We start from the raw sequence: 18,975 nt of genomic DNA on the forward strand, positions 1-18,975 counted from the left end.
TGCATAATAAAAGATATGAGAAAATAATTTTAATTTAAATTGGCACGAAACAGTTAATATCAATCATTCTACTACAACTTTTTTACTCAACAATCTATCATTACCCGATGCCCTTATTAAATAAACACCGCGCGGCAGGGGTTCACTGCTTTCGATCAGAAACTCTGTTTGGCCGCTATCTGAGGTCATCAAAACTTTTGAATAAAATTCTTTGCCCATTAGATCATATAACACAACCAACACAGGGACTTCCTGCCTCAGACCTGAAAGTGTAAGAGCGTATTTATCATTATCGGATAGCTTTACAGGGTTTGGATAAACCGAAAATTCAGCTTTACTGTTAGACTTAAAATCTACAGGTATTATGTTTGAATACGAGTATTTTCCATCGAAATCAGTTTGCTTGAGCCTGTAATATGAGGTGCCATTGTATGCCCTCTCATCAACTGCGGAATAACTTAATTTATGGCTGCTGTTTCCGGCACCTTTAACAATAGCAAATGATTCGAAATTTATTCCGTCTTTTGATCTTTCCACAGTAAAATAATCATTATTGGTTTCGCTGGCGGTCACCCATGAAGTAAAAACTTTTCCATCAGAACCTGTTGCATTAAATGAGACCAATTCTATCGGCAACAGGGTATTTGTAAACTTAAATATGGTACCGATATTCCCTGTTCCTCCCGTGTTTGTCATTCCATATAGATAATGATTATAAAAAGTTACTTCGCTATACGGATAACGGCCATTTGCGGTACCATCAAAATCGAATAATTTAGTATAGCCTCCTCCCCCGAGGTCGTACTGAAAAAGTACACCATAAGCACTCGTTCCTCCTAGCTGGGTCATTCCATACAAAACATTTCCTACCAAAGTAAATGATCCCATTGGAGTAGAGCCATCGGCAGCGCCGGTAAAATCATATAGTTTTGAGTATTGTGAACCAATTGCCTGGGTAAGATCCAGTTTAAAAATACAGCCAATATTTGAAACTCCACCTAACTGCGTCATTCCGTATAAGTTTGTGCCATTCAGCAGTAGTGTTCCCCAAGGATTAGCTCCGATAGCAACTCCTGCAGTCCCTGTAAAATCGAGTAACTTGGTATATTGTGAACCGATAGGTTGGGTAAGGTCAAGCTGAAAAACAGAACCCTTTGCTGAGGCTCCGCCATTAAGTGTCATTCCATATAACTTAGTTCCTGAAATTGTTAACGCACCTCGCGGATTGCTGCCATTAGCGGCCCCGGTAAAATCAAGCAATTTCGTATATTGTGAGCCTACTGGCTGTGTAAGATCCATTTGAAATACACACCCCAGGTTACTGGTCCCGCCATCATAAGCCATTCCATATAACATACTCCCCGAACGTATCAATGAACCCCGACAACTGCTGCCATTCATAGTCCCCGTATTACCATTAAAATCAAGCAATACCGTGTAACCGGTACCATCAGTATTTACCTGGAATATAACACCCTTCCCATTAGCTCCACCAAACCGGGTGGTGCCATACAAAATGGTTCCATCCGCGGAAGGAGTTAACGTTGTAAGCGAACCACTTCCGGGTGCAGCTCCGGTATTACCCGTAAAATCGAGAAGATTGGTATACACTCCACTCGCCGGATCGTACTTAAAAATACACCCTGCCGCGTTCGAGCCACTGCTATTTGTAACGCCATAAAACACATTTCCAACCAATGTTAAAGCTCCAAAAGGGCTGCTTCCATTAGGTGCCTTGTTAAAGTCGAGTAATTTGATATAACCGGTACCATCCGTATTCATTTTTGCAAGAGTGCCCTGATTGCTCGCTCCTCCGATAGCTGTTATCCAGAATAACTCGGTTCCAATAAGCTTTACAGAGCCCCATATCCAGTTCCCTTCTGAAACGCTTGCTACCAGATCATGAAGGCTTGTGAACTCTGATCCCGGAGCTGCTCCAAGATCATACTTAAAAACAGTACCTCCATTACCCGAACTTTGGAAAGCTCCGCCATAATTTGTGGTACCATATAATACGTTTCCTGAAACCTGGAAATGACACAAACTCCGGTCTGGTCCAGGTGGTCCTGTAAACTCTTTTAGAATGGTATAACTGCCACCGGTAGTATCAATTGAAAAAATTACTCCAACACCTGAAGCTCCTCCAAAATAAGTTGATCCATATAATGTATTTCCTATTAAAACAACTCCACCATTTGGATTGGACCCAAGTGCAGATGTCTGATCATGTAATTTGGTAAATCCGGTTCCATCGGTTAATATTTTGTAAACAACACCTAAGCCGGAAGTTCCTCCATTATAGGTTGTTCCAAATAACGTACTGCCATAAATAGCTAATGTGCCAATTGGCCCCTTACCATTAGTGTTATCAAAGTCCCGCAGTTTTGTATATCCTCCTCCACCCAGATCATACTTGTATAAAGTTCCGTTATTTGTGGCACCCCCTGTATAAGTAACTCCGTAAAGTACGTTCCCCGAAATTATCATTTGTGTCCAACAATTCCGTCCTTCGAAATTCGGGGTGTTATTATTGAAATTATACAATACCGTATATCCCGTACCGTCCGTGTTAACCTGGAAAATAGTACCATGTCCGATAGTGCCACCTGAAGTAGTTGCTCCATACAATATGCTTCCCGAAATGGCTAAACCTGAGTTACAGCTTCCGCCATCCGTTGTTCCATTAAAATCATATAAACACAAATATGATGTACCATCTGTTTTTATCCTGTAAATACCTCCGGCTCCATACACGCCCCCGGATGAAGCGGTTCCATACAAATAGGTCCCATCTGTAACCAGCTCACCATACCTGGGAGCCTTTAAATAATTGTCTGCCTGAAAATCATACACCTTTGTAAATTGGGCGGATGCATTATAGGATATGCTACCAAAGATAAAAAGGCAACAAAAAAAATGAATACCAGCACCAAAATTCATTTTCTTCATAGTATTCGCAATTTTCAAGTTCATAAACCACTTGTTATACGATTCGGCCAATAATATAGTTTCATTAAACAATGGTATTTTCCTGGCTTCCTTGTTGGAATCCATCATATTATTGTTCGTCTTTTGCTTGTTTTTCACAATGTCGAATAATAATACGGCGCAAAAGCGATATTTGGGGAGACTTATACTTGAGTCCAACTTCGGACAATTGCACTTACGTATTCGAAACTATTTTCTTGATAACCACTATTGCCATATCAATTGTTTTAATATTTTCAAAAGTCAGGGTAAGTTTATTATTATTTTCTTTCATTCTGCAAATTTTTGGATTTTGTTGCACATATTTTAAAACTATATGGAAAACAAGGCTTTGATAATAAGGCGAATTCTGTTTTGAAATAAAGTGACCGACCAGCTTATTATTCTTAAGTATTATTTTCTCAAAACCGATCTGAAGTGCCGCCCAACGCAAACGCACAGTATTTATTAATTCCATTGTTTGGAGGGGAACGGGACCAAAACGATCCTTCAATTTATTCTCAAATGCAGCAAGGTCATTTTCAATTTTGCTATCATCGAGTTCACGATACAAACCAAGCCGTTCTGTAATATTGCTCACGTAACTATCCGGAATAAGTATTTCAAGGTCGGTATCGATCTGGCAATCTTTTATAAAGTTTTGAGAGGCTGGAGACGAAGGACCAGGAAGAGAAGAGCCTGTATCCCCTGTATTTCCCTTGTCCTTCATCCCCTGTCCCTCCTCCTTCACAGAAATCTCTTCCCGCAATTCCTCCATAGCTTCGTCCAGTATTTTCTGGTACATTTCGTAACCGATCTCCGTAATGAAACCGCTTTGCTCGGCACCTAATAAATTTCCGGCACCTCTTATATCAAGGTCGCGCATCGCGATCTGAAAACCACTTCCCAGGTCGGAGAACTCGGATATGGCACGCAAACGTTTCTGAGCTTCACTCGTCAGCACTGAATGGGGCGGAGCAAGCAAATAACAAAATGCTTTTTTATTGGAACGACCCACCCGGCCACGTAATTGGTGCAGATCACTTAACCCGAAAGTATGAGCATCATTAATGATCATTGTATTGGCGTTTGGTATATCGAGCCCCGATTCAACAATGGTGGTTGATATAAGTACATCATAGTCGCCATCAATAAAATGCATCATTGCTTCTTCCAGTTTATCTCCATCCATTTGCCCGTGGGCGGTTAACGCCCTTACATTCGGACATAGCTTATTGATCAGTAATTCGATCTCGGCAAGAGTTCCAACACGGTTATGAATAAAGAACACTTGTCCGCGCCGCGAAACTTCATACATAATTGCGTCGCGAATCAATTCATGGTTGAATGAATGCAATTCGGTCTGCACAGGGTAACGATTGGGAGGCGGAGTATTAATAATAGACAGGTCACGCGCTCCCATCATCGAGAATTGCAATGTACGTGGAATAGGAGTCGCCGTCAGTGTCAGGGTATCCACATTCGTTTTGATAGTTTTCAGTTTATCCTTAACTCCGACACCGAACTTTTGTTCTTCATCAATCACCAGCAAGCCCAGGTCTTTGAATTTTACATCCTTACCAACTATCCTGTGGGTGCCTATAATAATGTCGATCTTACCCTCGGCGAGTTTCTCCAATGTTTCTCTCTGCTCCCTGGCCGACTTAAAACGATTTATATAATCTACAGTGCATGGCATCCCTTTCAGTCGGTCTGAAAATGTCCGGTAATGCTGTAAGGCAAGTATTGTTGTCGGAACAAGCACTGCCGATTGTTTCCCATCAATTGCTGCTTTAAAAACAGCACGTATGGCGATCTCCGTTTTTCCGAATCCAACATCACCACAAACTAATCTGTCCATAGGTGCCGGATCTTCCATATCTTTTTTTACATCACGTGTGGCTTTAAGCTGGTCCGGGGTATCTTCATAAATGAAGGATGCTTCTAATTCGTTCTGCAGATAATTATCCGGTGCAAAAGCAAACCCTTTTTTTGCTTTGCGTTCAGCATATAATTTTATCAGGTCGAACGCGATCTCTTTAACTTTCCTCTTTGTTTTTTGCTTCAGATTTTGCCAGGCATTACTTCCCAGCTTGTCTATCTTGGGAATAGCGCCTTCTTTCCCTCCGTATTTTGAAATACGATGCAGGGAATGTATGCTTACATACAAAATATCATTGTCCCTATATACCAATCGGATCGCTTCCTGCAACTTGCCATTCACTTCCATTTTTTCGAGTCCGCCATAACGACCGATGCCATGATCAATATGTGTGATATAATCACCCGGATTAAGTCCCTTTATCTCCTTCAGGGTAATCGCTTCATTGGTTTTACTGAAAGCATTCTTTAACCGAAAACGGTGATAGCGTTCAAATATCTGGTGATCAGTATAGCAGGCGATTTTATTCTGCTTGTCAACAAAACCCTCATGGATGGAAAAATCAGCTCCTTCCCAGTTGCTTTGAACAGAGAGAGGATCAGAGACTTCGCCTTTTACAGCAATGTCTTTAAAAATATTGTGTAATCTTTCGGCTTGTTTTACAGTATCGAAAAATATGATGTTGCTAAATCCGGTTTTGCCTTTTTCATCAAGATCAGCCATTAATAAGCCGAAATTTTTCCTAAAGGCAGGCTGAGGAGAAAGGTCATACGTAATGGTCAGATCCGCATTCAGGTAAAATCGATTACCAAATTCTACCGTTGAAAAAGCAGATACCTGCTTAATGAATATTTCCCGATCAATAAACAATTCTGATGGCGGGAGCTGATCAATCAATGCTTCGAGCTTTTCAAAAGCGCCTGTGGCCCGCTCAACCTCTTTATGAATTGTCTCAGAAATAAATTCAAGGTCATTCAGCCACAAAACTGTTTCAGCAGGTATATACTCTAAAAAACTTTGCCTGCTCTCTCTGAGCAATTTAGTCTGAATATTGGGAACAACATTTATTTTGTCCAATTGTTCAACAGACAACTGGCTAACAGTGTCAAATGACCTAATGGATTCAACTTCATCCCCCGATAATTCTACTCTATACGGATCATCACTTGAAAATGAAAATACATCTATAATCCCGCCCCGTACAGAAAACTGTCCGGGCTCAACAACATAATCAACACGGCTGAAACCATATTCTAACAACACATCAATTACAAAATCAACCGACAACTTTTCTCCTTTCAATACCTGGAGCGTATTTTTTGAAAGATGTGACCGGGTCACTACTTTTTCAGCAAGTGCCTCAGGATATGTGACAACAACAACAGGTGCACAGGCATCTTCAGATCGCTGCAAGAGATGATTTAACACTTCCGCCCTCAATAAAATACTGGAGCTATCGCCCTGTGAATGTTCATAAGGCTTACGACCTGAAGAAGGAAAAAATAAAACAGATTCCTTACCAAGAATATTTTCAAGATCATTTAAAAAATAGGCGGCACCTTCCTGATCGGGAAGTATACATAAATGGACCTTTTTTAGTTGCGCGGCAACGGCTGTTAACGCAAATGAAGGAAAGGAACCCACCAGTCCTTTCAATTGGACATGAGCATTCCCAGGCGATCTTAACTTTTCAAGGATCTGTAAAGTGTTATCACTATCAAAATAGTTCTTAAGCAGCTGCTCTAACTTCATCCGGGCGCACTGCTAAAATACTATATTTATATCATTATTATCAGTAAAAACAGAAAGCCCTGATAAATCGGGCTCCCGGTATATTGGAAAAACTCAGGTTTATTGAATTACTATCACCTTGCTCTGCCTCTTCTCTCCTGCAGCGACTTCCACAAAATATAAACCAGGAGTGAAACGTTCATCTATATTCAGCTCAACAAGACGGACATTGACGATTTTTTTTGCGGTTATTTCTCCACCTAAAATATTATATACTTTTATTTCACCTGATGATTCATCATCCAACATATCTCCTAGATCAATTGAAAGCATGTTATTTATTGATATGGGATTGGGATATATAAGCATATCCGAAGAAGGATTCCTATTTATAACAGAATTTTCAAAAGAATCCGGATTGCGTTGATGCGCCACTATTTGGTAGCCTCCTGCAGTTGTTACCGTACAAATAGCACCGAAATTTCCCCAGGTGCCTCCAACATATGCCCTCACTTCGACATCATATGTGGTTCCAGGTAAAAGTCCGGAAAACCAGCCCATATAGAAATCAGTGAGTCCGCTGGAGCGTTGTTTTGTTTGAGAGTATGCCAATCCGGAATTAGTAACTCGGTATTCATAATTACTCGCACCGGGAACCTGATCACAATACAATGCCTGAGCAAAACTGGAAACACTACTTCCACAATAAGAGCTTGCAACCTTGGTGGAAAGTATAGATGACATTGTAATTGTACAAACGGTACCAAAAGATCCCCAAGTGCCTCCAACATAAGTACGAACATCGACATTATATGTTAAACCATATTTTAATCCCGGTACAACAAGGAGGTTAAGATCGGTCAGGCCACTTTGACGTTGAACAGTCTGACTGTAGCCCGTACCTGAATTTACAAAGCGATATTCATAATTTGAACCTCCACTAACCTGGTTACAATATATCACCTGATTAAGTGTAGTAAATGTGGTACCACAATAAGTACTTGCCAATTGTGTTAAAGGTACCGAGGATATTGAAATTGCACATACATTTCCAAAACTACCCCATTCTCCTCCAACGTATGCACGAACATCAACATTATAAGATAATCCATATTTTAAACCTTGTACTGAAAGCAGGTTAATGTCATTCAGGCCGCTTCCGCGCTGAACAGTTTGGCTATAAGCGGTACCGGAATTTACAAAACGATATTCATAGTCCGAGGCTCCGCTTACCTGATCACAATAAATCACCTGATTCAATGAAGAAAATACTGCCCCACATGAACTCCCTGATAACTGGGTAGTTGGGAACGAAGGTGTAGTTACTGTGCAAACAGTTCCATAACTACCCCATGAACCTGATACATAAGCACGAACATCAACATTGTAGACCGTTGCATACGATAGACCTGCAATAGCAGCAACATTGAAGTCTGTTAACCCACTTCCACGTTGAACAGATTTACTGAAAGCCAATCCCACGTTTACAAAACGATACTCATAATCCGAAGCTCCTGTTACCTGGTCGCAATAAATTAACTGATTAAAATTACTAATCGTAATTCCACAATACCCGGCTGAAAGGTTGGTTATTCCTACCACGCATCCGGTATTATTCACAGTAGCTGAACCTGATTTGACACAACCTTTATTATCTGTAACTGTTAAAGAATAAGTAGCAGCGACAAGACTACTAATATTAGCAGAAGTTGCCGAATTCTGCCATGAATAAGTATAACCTGGTGTTCCACCGCTAACCGAGCTGGTTATAGACCCATCACTTCCACCACATGTGCCTGTGTTGGTTGGAGTAAGTGAAACACTTAATGCTGATGGCTGCGAAACAACCGCGGTTGTAGTAACAGAACATCCCTTGTTATCTGTAGTAGTACAGGTATAGGTGGCCGCTGCAAGACTTGCAATAGTAATAGCAGTCGAACCGGTGCTCCAAGAATAGGTATATGGGCTTGCTCCACTACTGGCAGAAACAGAAGCACTTCCGTCACTGCCTCCATTACAGGAAATATCTGTAGTGGAAGACGACGCTGAAGGATTAATATTTACAGTTATATAATTAGTAACAGTTTTGGTGTCGCTGCCATTTGAATTTGTGGCCATTAATGAAACCGTATAAGTTCCTGCTGCATTATAAGTAATACTAGGATTTTGCAAAGTTGACGTACCAGGCGTACCTCCACTGAACGTCCATGCCCATGAAGTGGGTGTATTTGTACTTTGATCAGTGAAACTTACCGATCCACCGGCACAAACTGAAGTTTTATTGGAAGTGAAATTTGCTACCGGAGGAGTTCCGCAACCCGGGTAATTTGTCATTGCTGTACCGCAGGCATTACCCGCCGTACTCCTGCTCTGAACATCGTTGCCCCCATTCAGATCGTTCGTACTAAGGGAACGGTTTGAGGTACCATTAGAGATAGCATAATGCATAATGGCTCCGGCATTAATTACGTGTCCCAATTGATGACCATGACCCAGTTCGTGAACTGCAACGGTTTCAAAATCATACTCATTTGTTGAAGGCAATGCAGTTCCATACTGCCAGGTTCTTGGAGTAATATTACTTCCATTGTCAAATATAATATCCAGCTCATTCACGTACCAGTCCGAGCCGTCACAGGAAGACCAATAGCTGTAACATGTTCCTAAAACACCCGCTCCCAGGGCATCATTGTCATCAAAGGCGATAACATTAGTTCCATCACTTGAATGAGCACTTACAGATGTTGTTGAACCTATTGTCCAGTTAACACCTGTATTGCAACGCCAGGTATCAAAGGCTCGTATAAAACTTGCTTTTGCCGAAGCGTTTCCATCAAACGCCGTATGCATTTGCCATGTATAGCCCCCGCTTCCATTATCGCTTACATGATGTGTTTTATATTTTTGCGTTCCCGTGCCCGGATCATAGGTCGCGTTAAGTTCCGAATAACTGATCGTTAATGTTGAGCCGCTTGTTCCTGTCCCGCTTTGATTTACTGTTATAGTTCCGGTACCTGCATTTGATGGCACTTCAACAATGATCTGAGTATCGGACCAGGATATATACTGGGTTGCTATGGGATTAATATATGTACCGCCTCCATCGTTTCCATTTTTAAATCCAACAGTCCCGGAACCCCTTGTTGCTCCAAATCCTGTACCATTAATTGTTAACTGCGATTTGGTACCCGCTGTGATAGTAGCGGGACTAAAATTTGTAATACTGGGGCCCGCCATCAATTTGGCCGAATTGTTAAAATAAATATCAAGGCTGAAGGACTGAATTATTTTAAAAGCCTGTTGCGTTTGACTTTCAATTACCTTGTATACTTGTTTATCTATATTGTCATATGATTTAAATCCGTCACCTGCCCTGCCGGAGATTTGATCATACTTTATAAATCCCTGAACGCTTGCATAGGTATTATAATGCGGGAATATATTATTTTGATAGGCCGGAACAGGCAATGTATTTGAAACACTTGTAAACACCCCTATATCACCTACATTCAACTCCAGCCCCGGCTCAACCGTTATCCTGTCAAAGCCCACAATTCCGCCTTCAGTAATTATGTTAATGCTTGTTGTGCTGAGTGAGCCTTTAAAAATCTTATATACCTCAAGGGTATTCATCGTATATATCATACTATGCCTTGCATTCCAATAGGATTCCTTAGAAATAACTTTACCTTCTATGATCAGATCAGATGCATTAGCACGATCAGCAAGTGAAACCTCTTTTAATAAGCATTGTGCGTTCAGTATTTCTGCAACAACCGTAAGCAAAATAAACGCAATTTGTTTTGTAACTGATTTTATCATAACAATTCTTTGTTAAATATCCTCCCCCTTTAACGAAACTGACAGAAAAGGGTTACAATAAAAAGAACTAAAAAGGAAATAATTCTGAGGGGGGAGGATTTTGACCTAATTATGACGCCTTATCCTGAAGAATAACGAAAAAACACCTGACTCACCTAAAACCGGATCTTTAATTGTTTATAATTTTATTCCTCACCTCGATTACTTTATTCAATAAAGAGGCAAGCTGATGCAGGTCGACAGAACACTTTACCGCAATTTTACCATTACCAGAATCATCATACACCACGCTAATAGCATTAAATTCTTTTTTGATGCTCATCAGTTTCACAAGGAGGGCAACCGTTTCAGGTTTTTCTTCAGTATATTGGAGCAGCTCAATAATATTCTCTAAAAATAATTTCTGCTGACCGATAAGATTGCGCAACACCCTGTTTTCAGGTATTTCCTTGAAATGCAGGGAGAGGTATAATCCTTCAATATAGCTGCCGCTTAAAATATACATCCCGATCTCCTCCCGCTTATTGGTCTGGAAATATTCATTCGCCTGGCTGTATGACTGAAGAATAATGTGATACAAAGAATCCTGCTTCCGGATATTATTCTCAAAACGTCTTACGGTTTGACCACTTATGCCACTTGAAATACCCAGATCCTGAACAAGTGATTCCATTATTTTAACATAGTTCAATGCTGTTTGATGCTGCTCATAAACCGTGGCATAACCCAGATCGATCGTATATATGCCCAGATTAAGAGCCCTTAAGTAATGTGATGAATACACTGCCGCCGCCTTTTTTGAAGGCATCAATATTTTTTCGTTATACTTAAGATCCTCGGTCTTGAGTAATGTAGCGACCTGCAGTGGAGCCGGCAAAGTAAATACACGCAGGTCGTTGGAATCCAGACGGGGACCGACAGACGAAGTTGAATCGGATGTGCCTGCACCATCTTCAGACTTACTGCTTTTGCAGGAAAACATAGTGCAGACTGAAATGGCAATAAAAAAAAGAGGGAATATCTTAACCTTCATAGCTGAAATTATTTTACAAGTAATTTTTGAGCGTAACTTTCTTTTTTGTTTATACCGCGGACAATATAAACCCCGGGAGTAAGATTGTTCTCGGTATCGATCTGAAAGTTGAACGAACCCTTATCATCACGATATGGTATTTTAGAATATACCTTATTTCCTGCGGCATCAATCAGTTCAACATTGATCTCAGGATCCTCCGCACTTATACAATCAGTTAAAGCTACCGTACATTGACCTGCGCAAGGATTCGGAAATACTTTTAATATGCAACCGCCGCCGGGTTGTTTTTCATAATAAACAGCGACCATTTCAAACGTCTCATTCTTCCCGTCAAAATCTGTTTGCTTTAAACGATAATATGAATTTCCCTCATACGGACCATCATCCACAAGTGAATATGTTTTTTCAGAAGAACTATTCCCTGAACCTTTTACATGACCTATATCTTCGAAAGTTGCGCCATTTTTACTCCTTTCAATTGTAAAATAATCGTTATTCACTTCCGTTGCCGTTTTCCAATTCAACTCTACTTTTACTTTATCAACCAGCCTGGCATCAAAGCTGAGAAGTTGTATGGGTAGCGGCGAGCTTGCTTTATTTTTTGTACCTAAAGTATAGTATCCGTCACTGCTCAACGTCACTCCGGTAAAACTGATCTGATCCCCCGCTATTGATGAACCGACAGCTAATTCGGTCCAATTACCGGCCTGACCCGCCCTGTATAATAACACATAATTTGCAGGGGTTGCAGGAGTTGCAGACATTCCGCCTTCACTCATATCAAATGTAATATTGGTCGCACTTGCAGGCGCACTTGTTTCTGTTACATCAAAATACCATATTCTTTCCCACCGCGCGTTATCACTGCCACTCATCCCGCCAATATCACTTGCGTTAACAGAATTAGAAACCGTCTTATGTCCTGCAAATAAATAATCGCCATCACCAAAATTTGCACTTTGGGCTAAATGCAAGCCGGCCGAATATGCTGTTGCATATGTATTGGAGGCATCCATCCGTCCTATTCCTGTCACTTCCGAATCATAATCACCATTTCCAGCTATATCACCGGAATATTTATCATTGGAACTAAGCGCAATGTTATACTTGCTCGACAGGTAATTATCTGCAACTAACCGCTGTGCTGTATTTGCAGCGAAATTAAATGCAAACACCTCAGCAATATCCCCATTCCAGGTTTCCGAGCCTTGCCTTCCAACACCAAAATCCGACCACGACTTTAAGGTTCCATTATATGCAGCGGTACCTGAAATAGCATTATTCACGTATTGTTTTATGTTTGTTCCGTCATACACAGTGTTAATGATGTAAAATGTTCCCGGGCTCAACGTGGTAACCTTAGTAAGGTTCCTGGGAATACCATCAGATTGAACTCCTCTCCCCCACACCTTGCCGGTATTTTCAACCCAAAGCCCAACAGATTTATCAGGACCTATTGTAGAAAATGCAAGGCCTGCAGGCGAACCCTGTACTATTCCAGGATTCGCAGAAGGCAAAGAGGAATATTGAACAACTGCCCATAATGACAGTGTTGAGCTGGAACTGACACCTGTTGAAAGCATACGATGATTACTGGCCGCAGTAAACCGCAATACAGGAAGAGTTGAATTAATAATATTCGCCTTATAGACAGGTTCTTGCCCTGCACCGGCCGCCGCATTCTTTATATTCCCCGATTGATCGTTCCAACCACTAACAGCAGCGCCATCAATAGTTGTGGAAGTGCCTGCATTGGCTTTTAACCATATAACATTGGTGGCGGCGTTCCCAACACCACCCGGCCCTGTTTGGGCATTGACATATTGCGCGGTAAGTAATACAGAAGCGAGGATCATCACTTTTGTATTAATAAGTATAGGTTTTATCATGATCTATTTTTTAGCCTTATGCGTTAAAAAAAATAACTACTACCCTTATAACATATCTCACAAATATATTATTTTTTTGACAGTTAAAATGGCTGAAAATCAGTTAGAATAAGGAAATCAATATGATCAAATATTCTGAAATGAGAACCTTTAGTAACTTTACATCTCAATGAATAAAAGTGACCGAATACAATCCATTCTTCAATCACTACCTGACAAGCCGGGCATTTATCAATATTATGATGAGGAAGGAAAATTATTATATATAGGCAAAGCCAAAAACCTGAAAAAACGAGTATCCTCTTATTTTAACCGTGACCAGCACGAGAACAACAAAACTACGGTGCTGATTAAAAAGATCAGCGACATCAATTTCATTATTGTCAGCACAGAACTGGATGCTCTTTTGCTTGAAAACAGCCTGATAAAAAAACATCAGCCGCGCTATAACGTAATGCTGAAGGACGACAAAACATATCCGTGGATATGTATAAAAAACGAACGCTTTCCCCGCGTATTCTCAACCCGTACACTCACAAAAGACGGCTCTGACTATTTTGGCCCCTACGCTTCGGTAAAAATGATGAACACTGTACTCGAACTTATTCACAAACTTTATCCTTTGCGGAATTGCAGCCTTAATTTAACGGAAGAAAATATCAGGAAGAAGAAGTTCAAGATTTGCCTGGAATATCACATAGGAAATTGCAAAGGACCCTGTGAAGATCTGCAGAGCGAAGAAGAGTACAACAACAATATTGCGCAAATAAAAACTATTTTAAAAGGAAATATTTCAGCCGCTGTAAAACAAATGAAAACGCTGATGAATACCTACGCCGAAAATCTTGAATTTGAAAAAGCTCAACTTATAAAAGAAAAAACTGACCTGCTCGAAAAATACCAAAGCAAATCAACTGTTGTAAGTCCGACCATTGAAGATGTTGACGTATTTTCCATAGTTACTGATGAAGGCCATGGCTATGTAAACTACCTGAAAGTGATGAATGGAGCCATCATACAGGGTCATACGCTTGAGCTGAAAAAGAAACTGGATGAAAGTCCTGAAGAACTTCTTACTTTGGCTATAGCTGAATTACGCTTACGCTTCAAAAGCGATTCGAAAGAGATTATTGTACCGTTTGCGCCGGAACTGAAATTTGACGGTATAGAATATACCATGCCTCAACGCGGTGATAAACGTCAGTTACTGGAACTTTCTGAACGCAATGCACATTACTACCGTAAAGAAAAAGAACGCCAGGAACTATTAGTGGACCCCGAGCGCCACACGAAACGAATCATGCAGCAGATGATGAAAGACCTCCGGCTGAAAGAAGAACCGCACGTAATAGAATGCTTTGACAATTCCAACATACAGGGTGCATACCCAGTCGCGGCAATGACCGTTTTCAGGGAGGCTAAACCCAGTAAAAAAGATTACAGGCACTTTAACATTAAAACAGTTGAAGGTCCCGATGATTTCGCATCAATGGAAGAAGTGATCTACAGGCGCTACAAAAGGCTTATCGATGAAAAGCAGCCTCTCCCACAGTTAATAGTTATTGATGGCGGTAAGGGACAACTCAGTTCGGCTGTAAATAGTCTTGAAAAACTTGGTTTAATGGGACAAGTCGGCATCATAGGAATTGCTAAAAAACTGGAAGAACTCTATTATCCCGGCGACTCAATTCCAATGTATCTCGACAAAAAATCCGAGACATTAAAGATCATACAACATATTCGTGATGAGGCTCATCGCTTCGGAATCACACACCACCGCAAGCGCCGCTCAAAGGGTACAATTAAAACAGAACTCACTCAAATACCCGGCATAAGCGATAAAACCGCCGGCAAGCTGCTCAAAATATTCAAATCGGTTAAAGGGGTTAAAGAAGCGGATCTGACTGACATTTCAAAAGCAATTGGGAAGGGAAAAGCACAGTTAATAAAAAATTATTACAAATAAAGTGGCCTCCTGTTGATTCTTGTGTTATATTAGTTGTGGTGATAAAATGGTGTGGCTTAAACTGTTATTCATGAAGAAATTATTACTCTGTATTACTCTTTCAATTACCGCATTCAATCTCTTTCCACAAGTAAAGCAGGATACTGGTTTCCCACCTGCACTGGGTATTCCCAACATTAATCCCGGCTTACTTTTTTTTACAGCCAAGCCGGCATCTGATCATGTACTTCTTAATTGGGCAACCCTGAATGTGGTCGACAATAGCTATTTCACCCTTGAGCGCAGCGCCGACTTCGAAAATTTTGAGGCGATCAAACGGGTGAATGGAAGTGTTAAAAGTTCCGCAACCCTTAACTATGAAACAATTGACTATGCGCCGCTATCAGGTGTTTCCTATTACCGTTTAAGATTAACCGACTTTGAGGGAAAACACACATACTCTGATATTCCAAGTGTTTTATTTCCATCACTCGGCAATATGGTTCTGTTGCGCAATCCTACCAGCGGAAATTATATCCTTGATTTTAAAACTACAAAGGACAAAGAAGATAGTTATACAATTGAAATAGCGAATGCACTGGGCCAGGAAATATATAAAGAAACACTTACTGCTTTTGCAGGTCGCTATAACAGGGAAATTGACCTTGTGAGTTATGGAAAATCAGCTTATATCATATCTATCTCCAACAGTACGGAAAAAGTTGCCAAAAGGGTGGTTGCCTATTAATCTCGATTTTTCACACTTTGTGCTTTATTCTCAACTCCTGACCGCATTATTTCCTCTCTTTTAGTGATTTTCAGCGCTTTACAGCAGATATTTGTAACTTTGCAAAGTCATTTCCCGTTTTAAGTCTTGCAGCCTTTTCATACAATGTTATCAGGAAAATTCATATTGACCGGTTTTTTGAAAATGGATTTCGCTTTATACCGAAGGTATTCCATATTCCTTTTCTTTAACCTGATCTGCTTCAGCATCTGTTCTGCACAAACAACCGAGACCGAGGAACTCATGAAGAAGGCTCACATGCAGGATAGTCTCGGAAACTATAAGGAGGCTATAAAACTTTATACCAAAGCCGCTAAAATAAATACGGAATTAGCGGCGGCATGGTTAGGTAAAGGCAATGCAAAATACAGTCTTGGCGAAAATAAAAGTGCACTTGAAGATCTCGCTCAAGCGATAAAAATAAAACCTGATTATTCCGAAGCCTTTACCAAACGTGGAGTCATAGAAGCTGCCAATGGAAATATTAAAGCCGCTATTTCTGATTTGGATAAAGCAGTTGGGTTCAATGAAAAGAATGTTGATGCCCTGGTTCAGAGAGGCATCATTAAAAGTAAAATGAGAAAAAATCCGGATGCCATCCATGACTTCACCGCAGCACTTGAGGTGAATCCTAATTACCTCGATGCCTTTATTTACAGGGGAAAAGCACGTCACGGAATCGGTGATTATCAACTGGCAATGGTAGATTTTAATAAAGCCGAGCAAATTGATCCGAAAAATTTTAACCTGCTTAAATTCCGCGGCATTACGCGATTTGAGATACAGGATTACAAAGGTGCCATGCACGATTTTGATAAAGCCATTGAGATCAACAATAAGGACCCCGAATTATACACCAACAGAGCTGCTGCCAAAATAAATTCACGCGACAGCAAAGGTGCAATTGAAGATTGCAACAAAGCGCTTGAATTGGACCCCTATAATCCAATGATCTACAATTTTCGGGGAACCGCTAAAAGCGGTTTAAAAGATTACAAAGGTGCCCTTGAGGACCTCGATAAAGCCATTAAGCTGAAACAAAACTATTCACAGGCCTACATAAACCGTGCAGCTGTAAAATTTGCTTCAGGCGACAAAAAAAGTTCCTGTGCCGACCTGATAGCCGCCGATGGGATGGGGAATGCTATGGCAAATGACCTGATCGAAAAATATTGCAATATAAGGGTGCAGTAAAGAAGGGGACGAGTGAAGGAGACGAGGGGCAAGGGAAGAAAAAGAAAGCGGATTGCAAACTGCCAATTACTTTTTGCCAACTGGTAGCTAGTGCGAAGGGAAAAACCTTTTTTTAGCCATAACTCTCCCTTTTTTGTCCTTACTACAAAATCCTGTATGTTTGTCAGAACTAAGGCATAGTTGTTGCCTTGTTTTACTGAACCAATAAAATATAAATATGCGAAATTTTATTTTCTCTCTCCCGGTTTTGGCTTTTGCAACAATGGCAAATGCTCAAATTTACCTGGCAAAAGATTGTGAAATACACTTCTTTTCAGCGGCCCCGATGGAAAATATTGAAGCCGTTAACAAAGCAGCCAAACCTATTTTAAATGCCGCAACCGGCGACGTACAGGTTAAAATCAACATAAGGGGCTTTCAATTCGAAAAACCTTTAATGCAGGAACATTTTAACGAGAATTACCTTGAAAGTGATACATATCCGGATGCGGTTTACAAAGGAAAAATCAATGAAAAAGTTGATTATACCAAAGACGGCGTCACTAAAGTCACAGTTACGGGCAGGCTGAATATGCATGGGGTGGAAAAGGATAAAAATATAGAGGGCACTGTAACTGTTAAAGGACAACAAGTAATGATCGAATCAAAATTCGTGATTCATATTGCTGACTACAACATTAAAATTCCAAGTGTTGTGGTAAAAAATATTGCGGAAGATATAGAAGTTAAAGTGAATGCCGCACTCGAACCATTTAAAAAATAATTTATCCTTTCCGATGAGAGAAAAAATTCTGCTACTTTTTACCTGTATAAGCTCATTTTCGTTTGCACAACCTGATCTGTTAAGCATGCTTGATTCGGTTTCAAAGCCTGCAGCACGCGAAAAAGTCTTTGCCACGTTCAAAACAACTAAAGTGATCAACGCGCAATCTACAGAAACAGTTAAAAAACGTTGCCTTGATTTCCGTGTCACACACCGCTTTGGAAACATAGGCGCCAAAGGAGGAGGAGGATTCCATACATTATACGGATTCGACGCGATTTCGGATGTCCGCATATCATTTGATTACGGGATCACCGACAAAATAACTGTTGGGATAGCCCGCAGCAAGCGCCAGGAAAATATTGACGGCACCTTTAAATGGCGCTTTATAGAACAAACTGCTGATAATAAAATTCCGGTTTCGGTCGCACTGTATGAGAATGCTGCTTTTACTCCTGTGGATAAGGCTGCCTTATATTCCGGTACAATAAATATTACCGAAAAAGCAGCACATCGCTTTTCTTATGTGAGTCAGCTTATCATCGCCCGGAAATTCAGCCGGTCTTTTTCATTCGAATTGTTACCAACATATCAGCATCGTAACTTTGTTAAAGCGCTTATTAATACGGATAACGGTAAAGAGGAGAGCAATGATCTTTTCGCTATAGGTGCCGCCGCACGACTCAAGATAACAAAGCGCATGGCGCTGTTGGTTGATTATTACCATATTTTTTCCGACTATCGCACAAACAATCCTCAAACGGCTTACTACGACCCATTGGCAATCGGCATTGAAATTGAAACCGGCGGGCATGTATTTCACCTTAACTTCACCAATGCCCTTGGTATAATTGAAAACGATTACATTCCCAACACTACCGACAGCTGGAGCAAGGGTGGTTATAAATTCGGGTTCAATATTTCCAGGGTGTTCAATTTTTAAAAACAGGTTTTCTGTT

The 18,975-nt window shown here is 40.6% G+C and carries 10 protein-coding genes; 5 read left to right on the plus strand and 5 right to left on the minus strand.

All coding sequences use genetic code 11. The features are described from left to right. Window positions 1–63: 63 nt before the first annotated feature. From HYU69_03345 to HYU69_03365, 5 genes are all read right to left on the minus strand, one after another. Window positions 64–2,973 carry a T9SS type A sorting domain-containing protein gene (locus HYU69_03345; protein ID MBI2269372.1) on the minus strand — a complete coding sequence of 970 codons (2,910 nt, stop codon included), beginning with the start codon at window positions 2,971–2,973 and terminating at the stop codon, window positions 64–66. A 190-nt stretch (window positions 2,974–3,163) separates the two neighbouring features. Then, a complete protein-coding gene (mfd, locus tag HYU69_03350) occupies window positions 3,164–6,601 on the minus strand; it encodes a transcription-repair coupling factor (protein ID MBI2269373.1) in 3,438 nt (1,145 codons plus the stop codon). 99 nt (window positions 6,602–6,700) lie between these two features. Continuing rightward, window positions 6,701–10,402 carry a PKD domain-containing protein gene (locus HYU69_03355; GenBank protein ID MBI2269374.1) on the minus strand — a complete coding sequence of 1,234 codons (3,702 nt, stop codon included), beginning with the start codon at window positions 10,400–10,402 and terminating at the stop codon, window positions 6,701–6,703. Window positions 10,403–10,571: 169 nt separating this feature from the next. Beyond that, complete coding sequence (locus HYU69_03360) at window positions 10,572–11,435, minus strand: hypothetical protein (protein MBI2269375.1); 864 nt, start codon at window positions 11,433–11,435, stop codon at window positions 10,572–10,574. An 8-nt stretch (window positions 11,436–11,443) separates the two neighbouring features. Beyond that, the gene (locus tag HYU69_03365) at window positions 11,444–13,327 is read right to left on the minus strand and encodes a T9SS type A sorting domain-containing protein (protein ID MBI2269376.1); all 1,884 of its coding nucleotides are present in this window, start codon (window positions 13,325–13,327) and stop codon (window positions 11,444–11,446) included. 169 nt (window positions 13,328–13,496) lie between these two features. Here HYU69_03365 and uvrC point away from each other — a divergent pair, with 169 nt between their 5' ends. The 5 genes from uvrC (at window position 13,497) to HYU69_03390 (ending at window position 18,959) form a co-directional block, all read left to right on the plus strand. Next, window positions 13,497–15,293 (plus strand): excinuclease ABC subunit UvrC, encoded by a 1,797-nt coding sequence (uvrC, locus tag HYU69_03370; protein ID MBI2269377.1) that lies wholly within the window; start codon window positions 13,497–13,499, stop codon window positions 15,291–15,293. 70 nt (window positions 15,294–15,363) lie between these two features. Continuing rightward, window positions 15,364–16,020 (plus strand): T9SS type A sorting domain-containing protein, encoded by a 657-nt coding sequence (locus HYU69_03375; protein ID MBI2269378.1) that lies wholly within the window; start codon window positions 15,364–15,366, stop codon window positions 16,018–16,020. 282 nt (window positions 16,021–16,302) lie between these two features. Then, window positions 16,303–17,253 carry a tetratricopeptide repeat protein gene (locus HYU69_03380; GenBank protein MBI2269379.1) on the plus strand — a complete coding sequence of 317 codons (951 nt, stop codon included), beginning with the start codon at window positions 16,303–16,305 and terminating at the stop codon, window positions 17,251–17,253. Window positions 17,254–17,470: 217 nt separating this feature from the next. Then, window positions 17,471–18,016 (plus strand): YceI family protein, encoded by a 546-nt coding sequence (locus HYU69_03385; protein ID MBI2269380.1) that lies wholly within the window; start codon window positions 17,471–17,473, stop codon window positions 18,014–18,016. Between the two features lie 13 nt (window positions 18,017–18,029). After that, a complete protein-coding gene (locus HYU69_03390; protein MBI2269381.1) occupies window positions 18,030–18,959 on the plus strand; it encodes a hypothetical protein in 930 nt (309 codons plus the stop codon). Window positions 18,960–18,975 lie beyond the last annotated feature (16 nt).

The organism is Bacteroidota bacterium, assembly GCA_016183775.1.
In the GTDB taxonomy this organism is placed as follows: Bacteria; Bacteroidota; Bacteroidia; order JABDFU01; family JABDFU01; genus JABDFU01.

Coding starts and splice junctions, on each gene's coding strand:
- HYU69_03385 (MBI2269380.1), top strand. CDS start 17,471: ATGCGAAATTTTATTTTCTCTCTCCCGGTTTTGGCTTTTGCAACAATG.
- HYU69_03380 (MBI2269379.1), top strand. CDS start 16,303: ATGAAGAAGGCTCACATGCAGGATAGTCTCGGAAACTATAAGGAGGCT.
- HYU69_03345 (MBI2269372.1), bottom strand. CDS start 2,973: ATGAACTTGAAAATTGCGAATACTATGAAGAAAATGAATTTTGGTGCT.
- HYU69_03355 (MBI2269374.1), bottom strand. CDS start 10,402: ATGATAAAATCAGTTACAAAACAAATTGCGTTTATTTTGCTTACGGTT.
- mfd (MBI2269373.1), bottom strand. CDS start 6,601: ATGAAGTTAGAGCAGCTGCTTAAGAACTATTTTGATAGTGATAACACT.
- HYU69_03360 (MBI2269375.1), bottom strand. CDS start 11,435: ATGAAGGTTAAGATATTCCCTCTTTTTTTTATTGCCATTTCAGTCTGC.
- uvrC (MBI2269377.1), top strand. CDS start 13,497: ATGAATAAAAGTGACCGAATACAATCCATTCTTCAATCACTACCTGAC.
- HYU69_03365 (MBI2269376.1), bottom strand. CDS start 13,327: ATGATAAAACCTATACTTATTAATACAAAAGTGATGATCCTCGCTTCT.
- HYU69_03375 (MBI2269378.1), top strand. CDS start 15,364: ATGAAGAAATTATTACTCTGTATTACTCTTTCAATTACCGCATTCAAT.
- HYU69_03390 (MBI2269381.1), top strand. CDS start 18,030: ATGAGAGAAAAAATTCTGCTACTTTTTACCTGTATAAGCTCATTTTCG.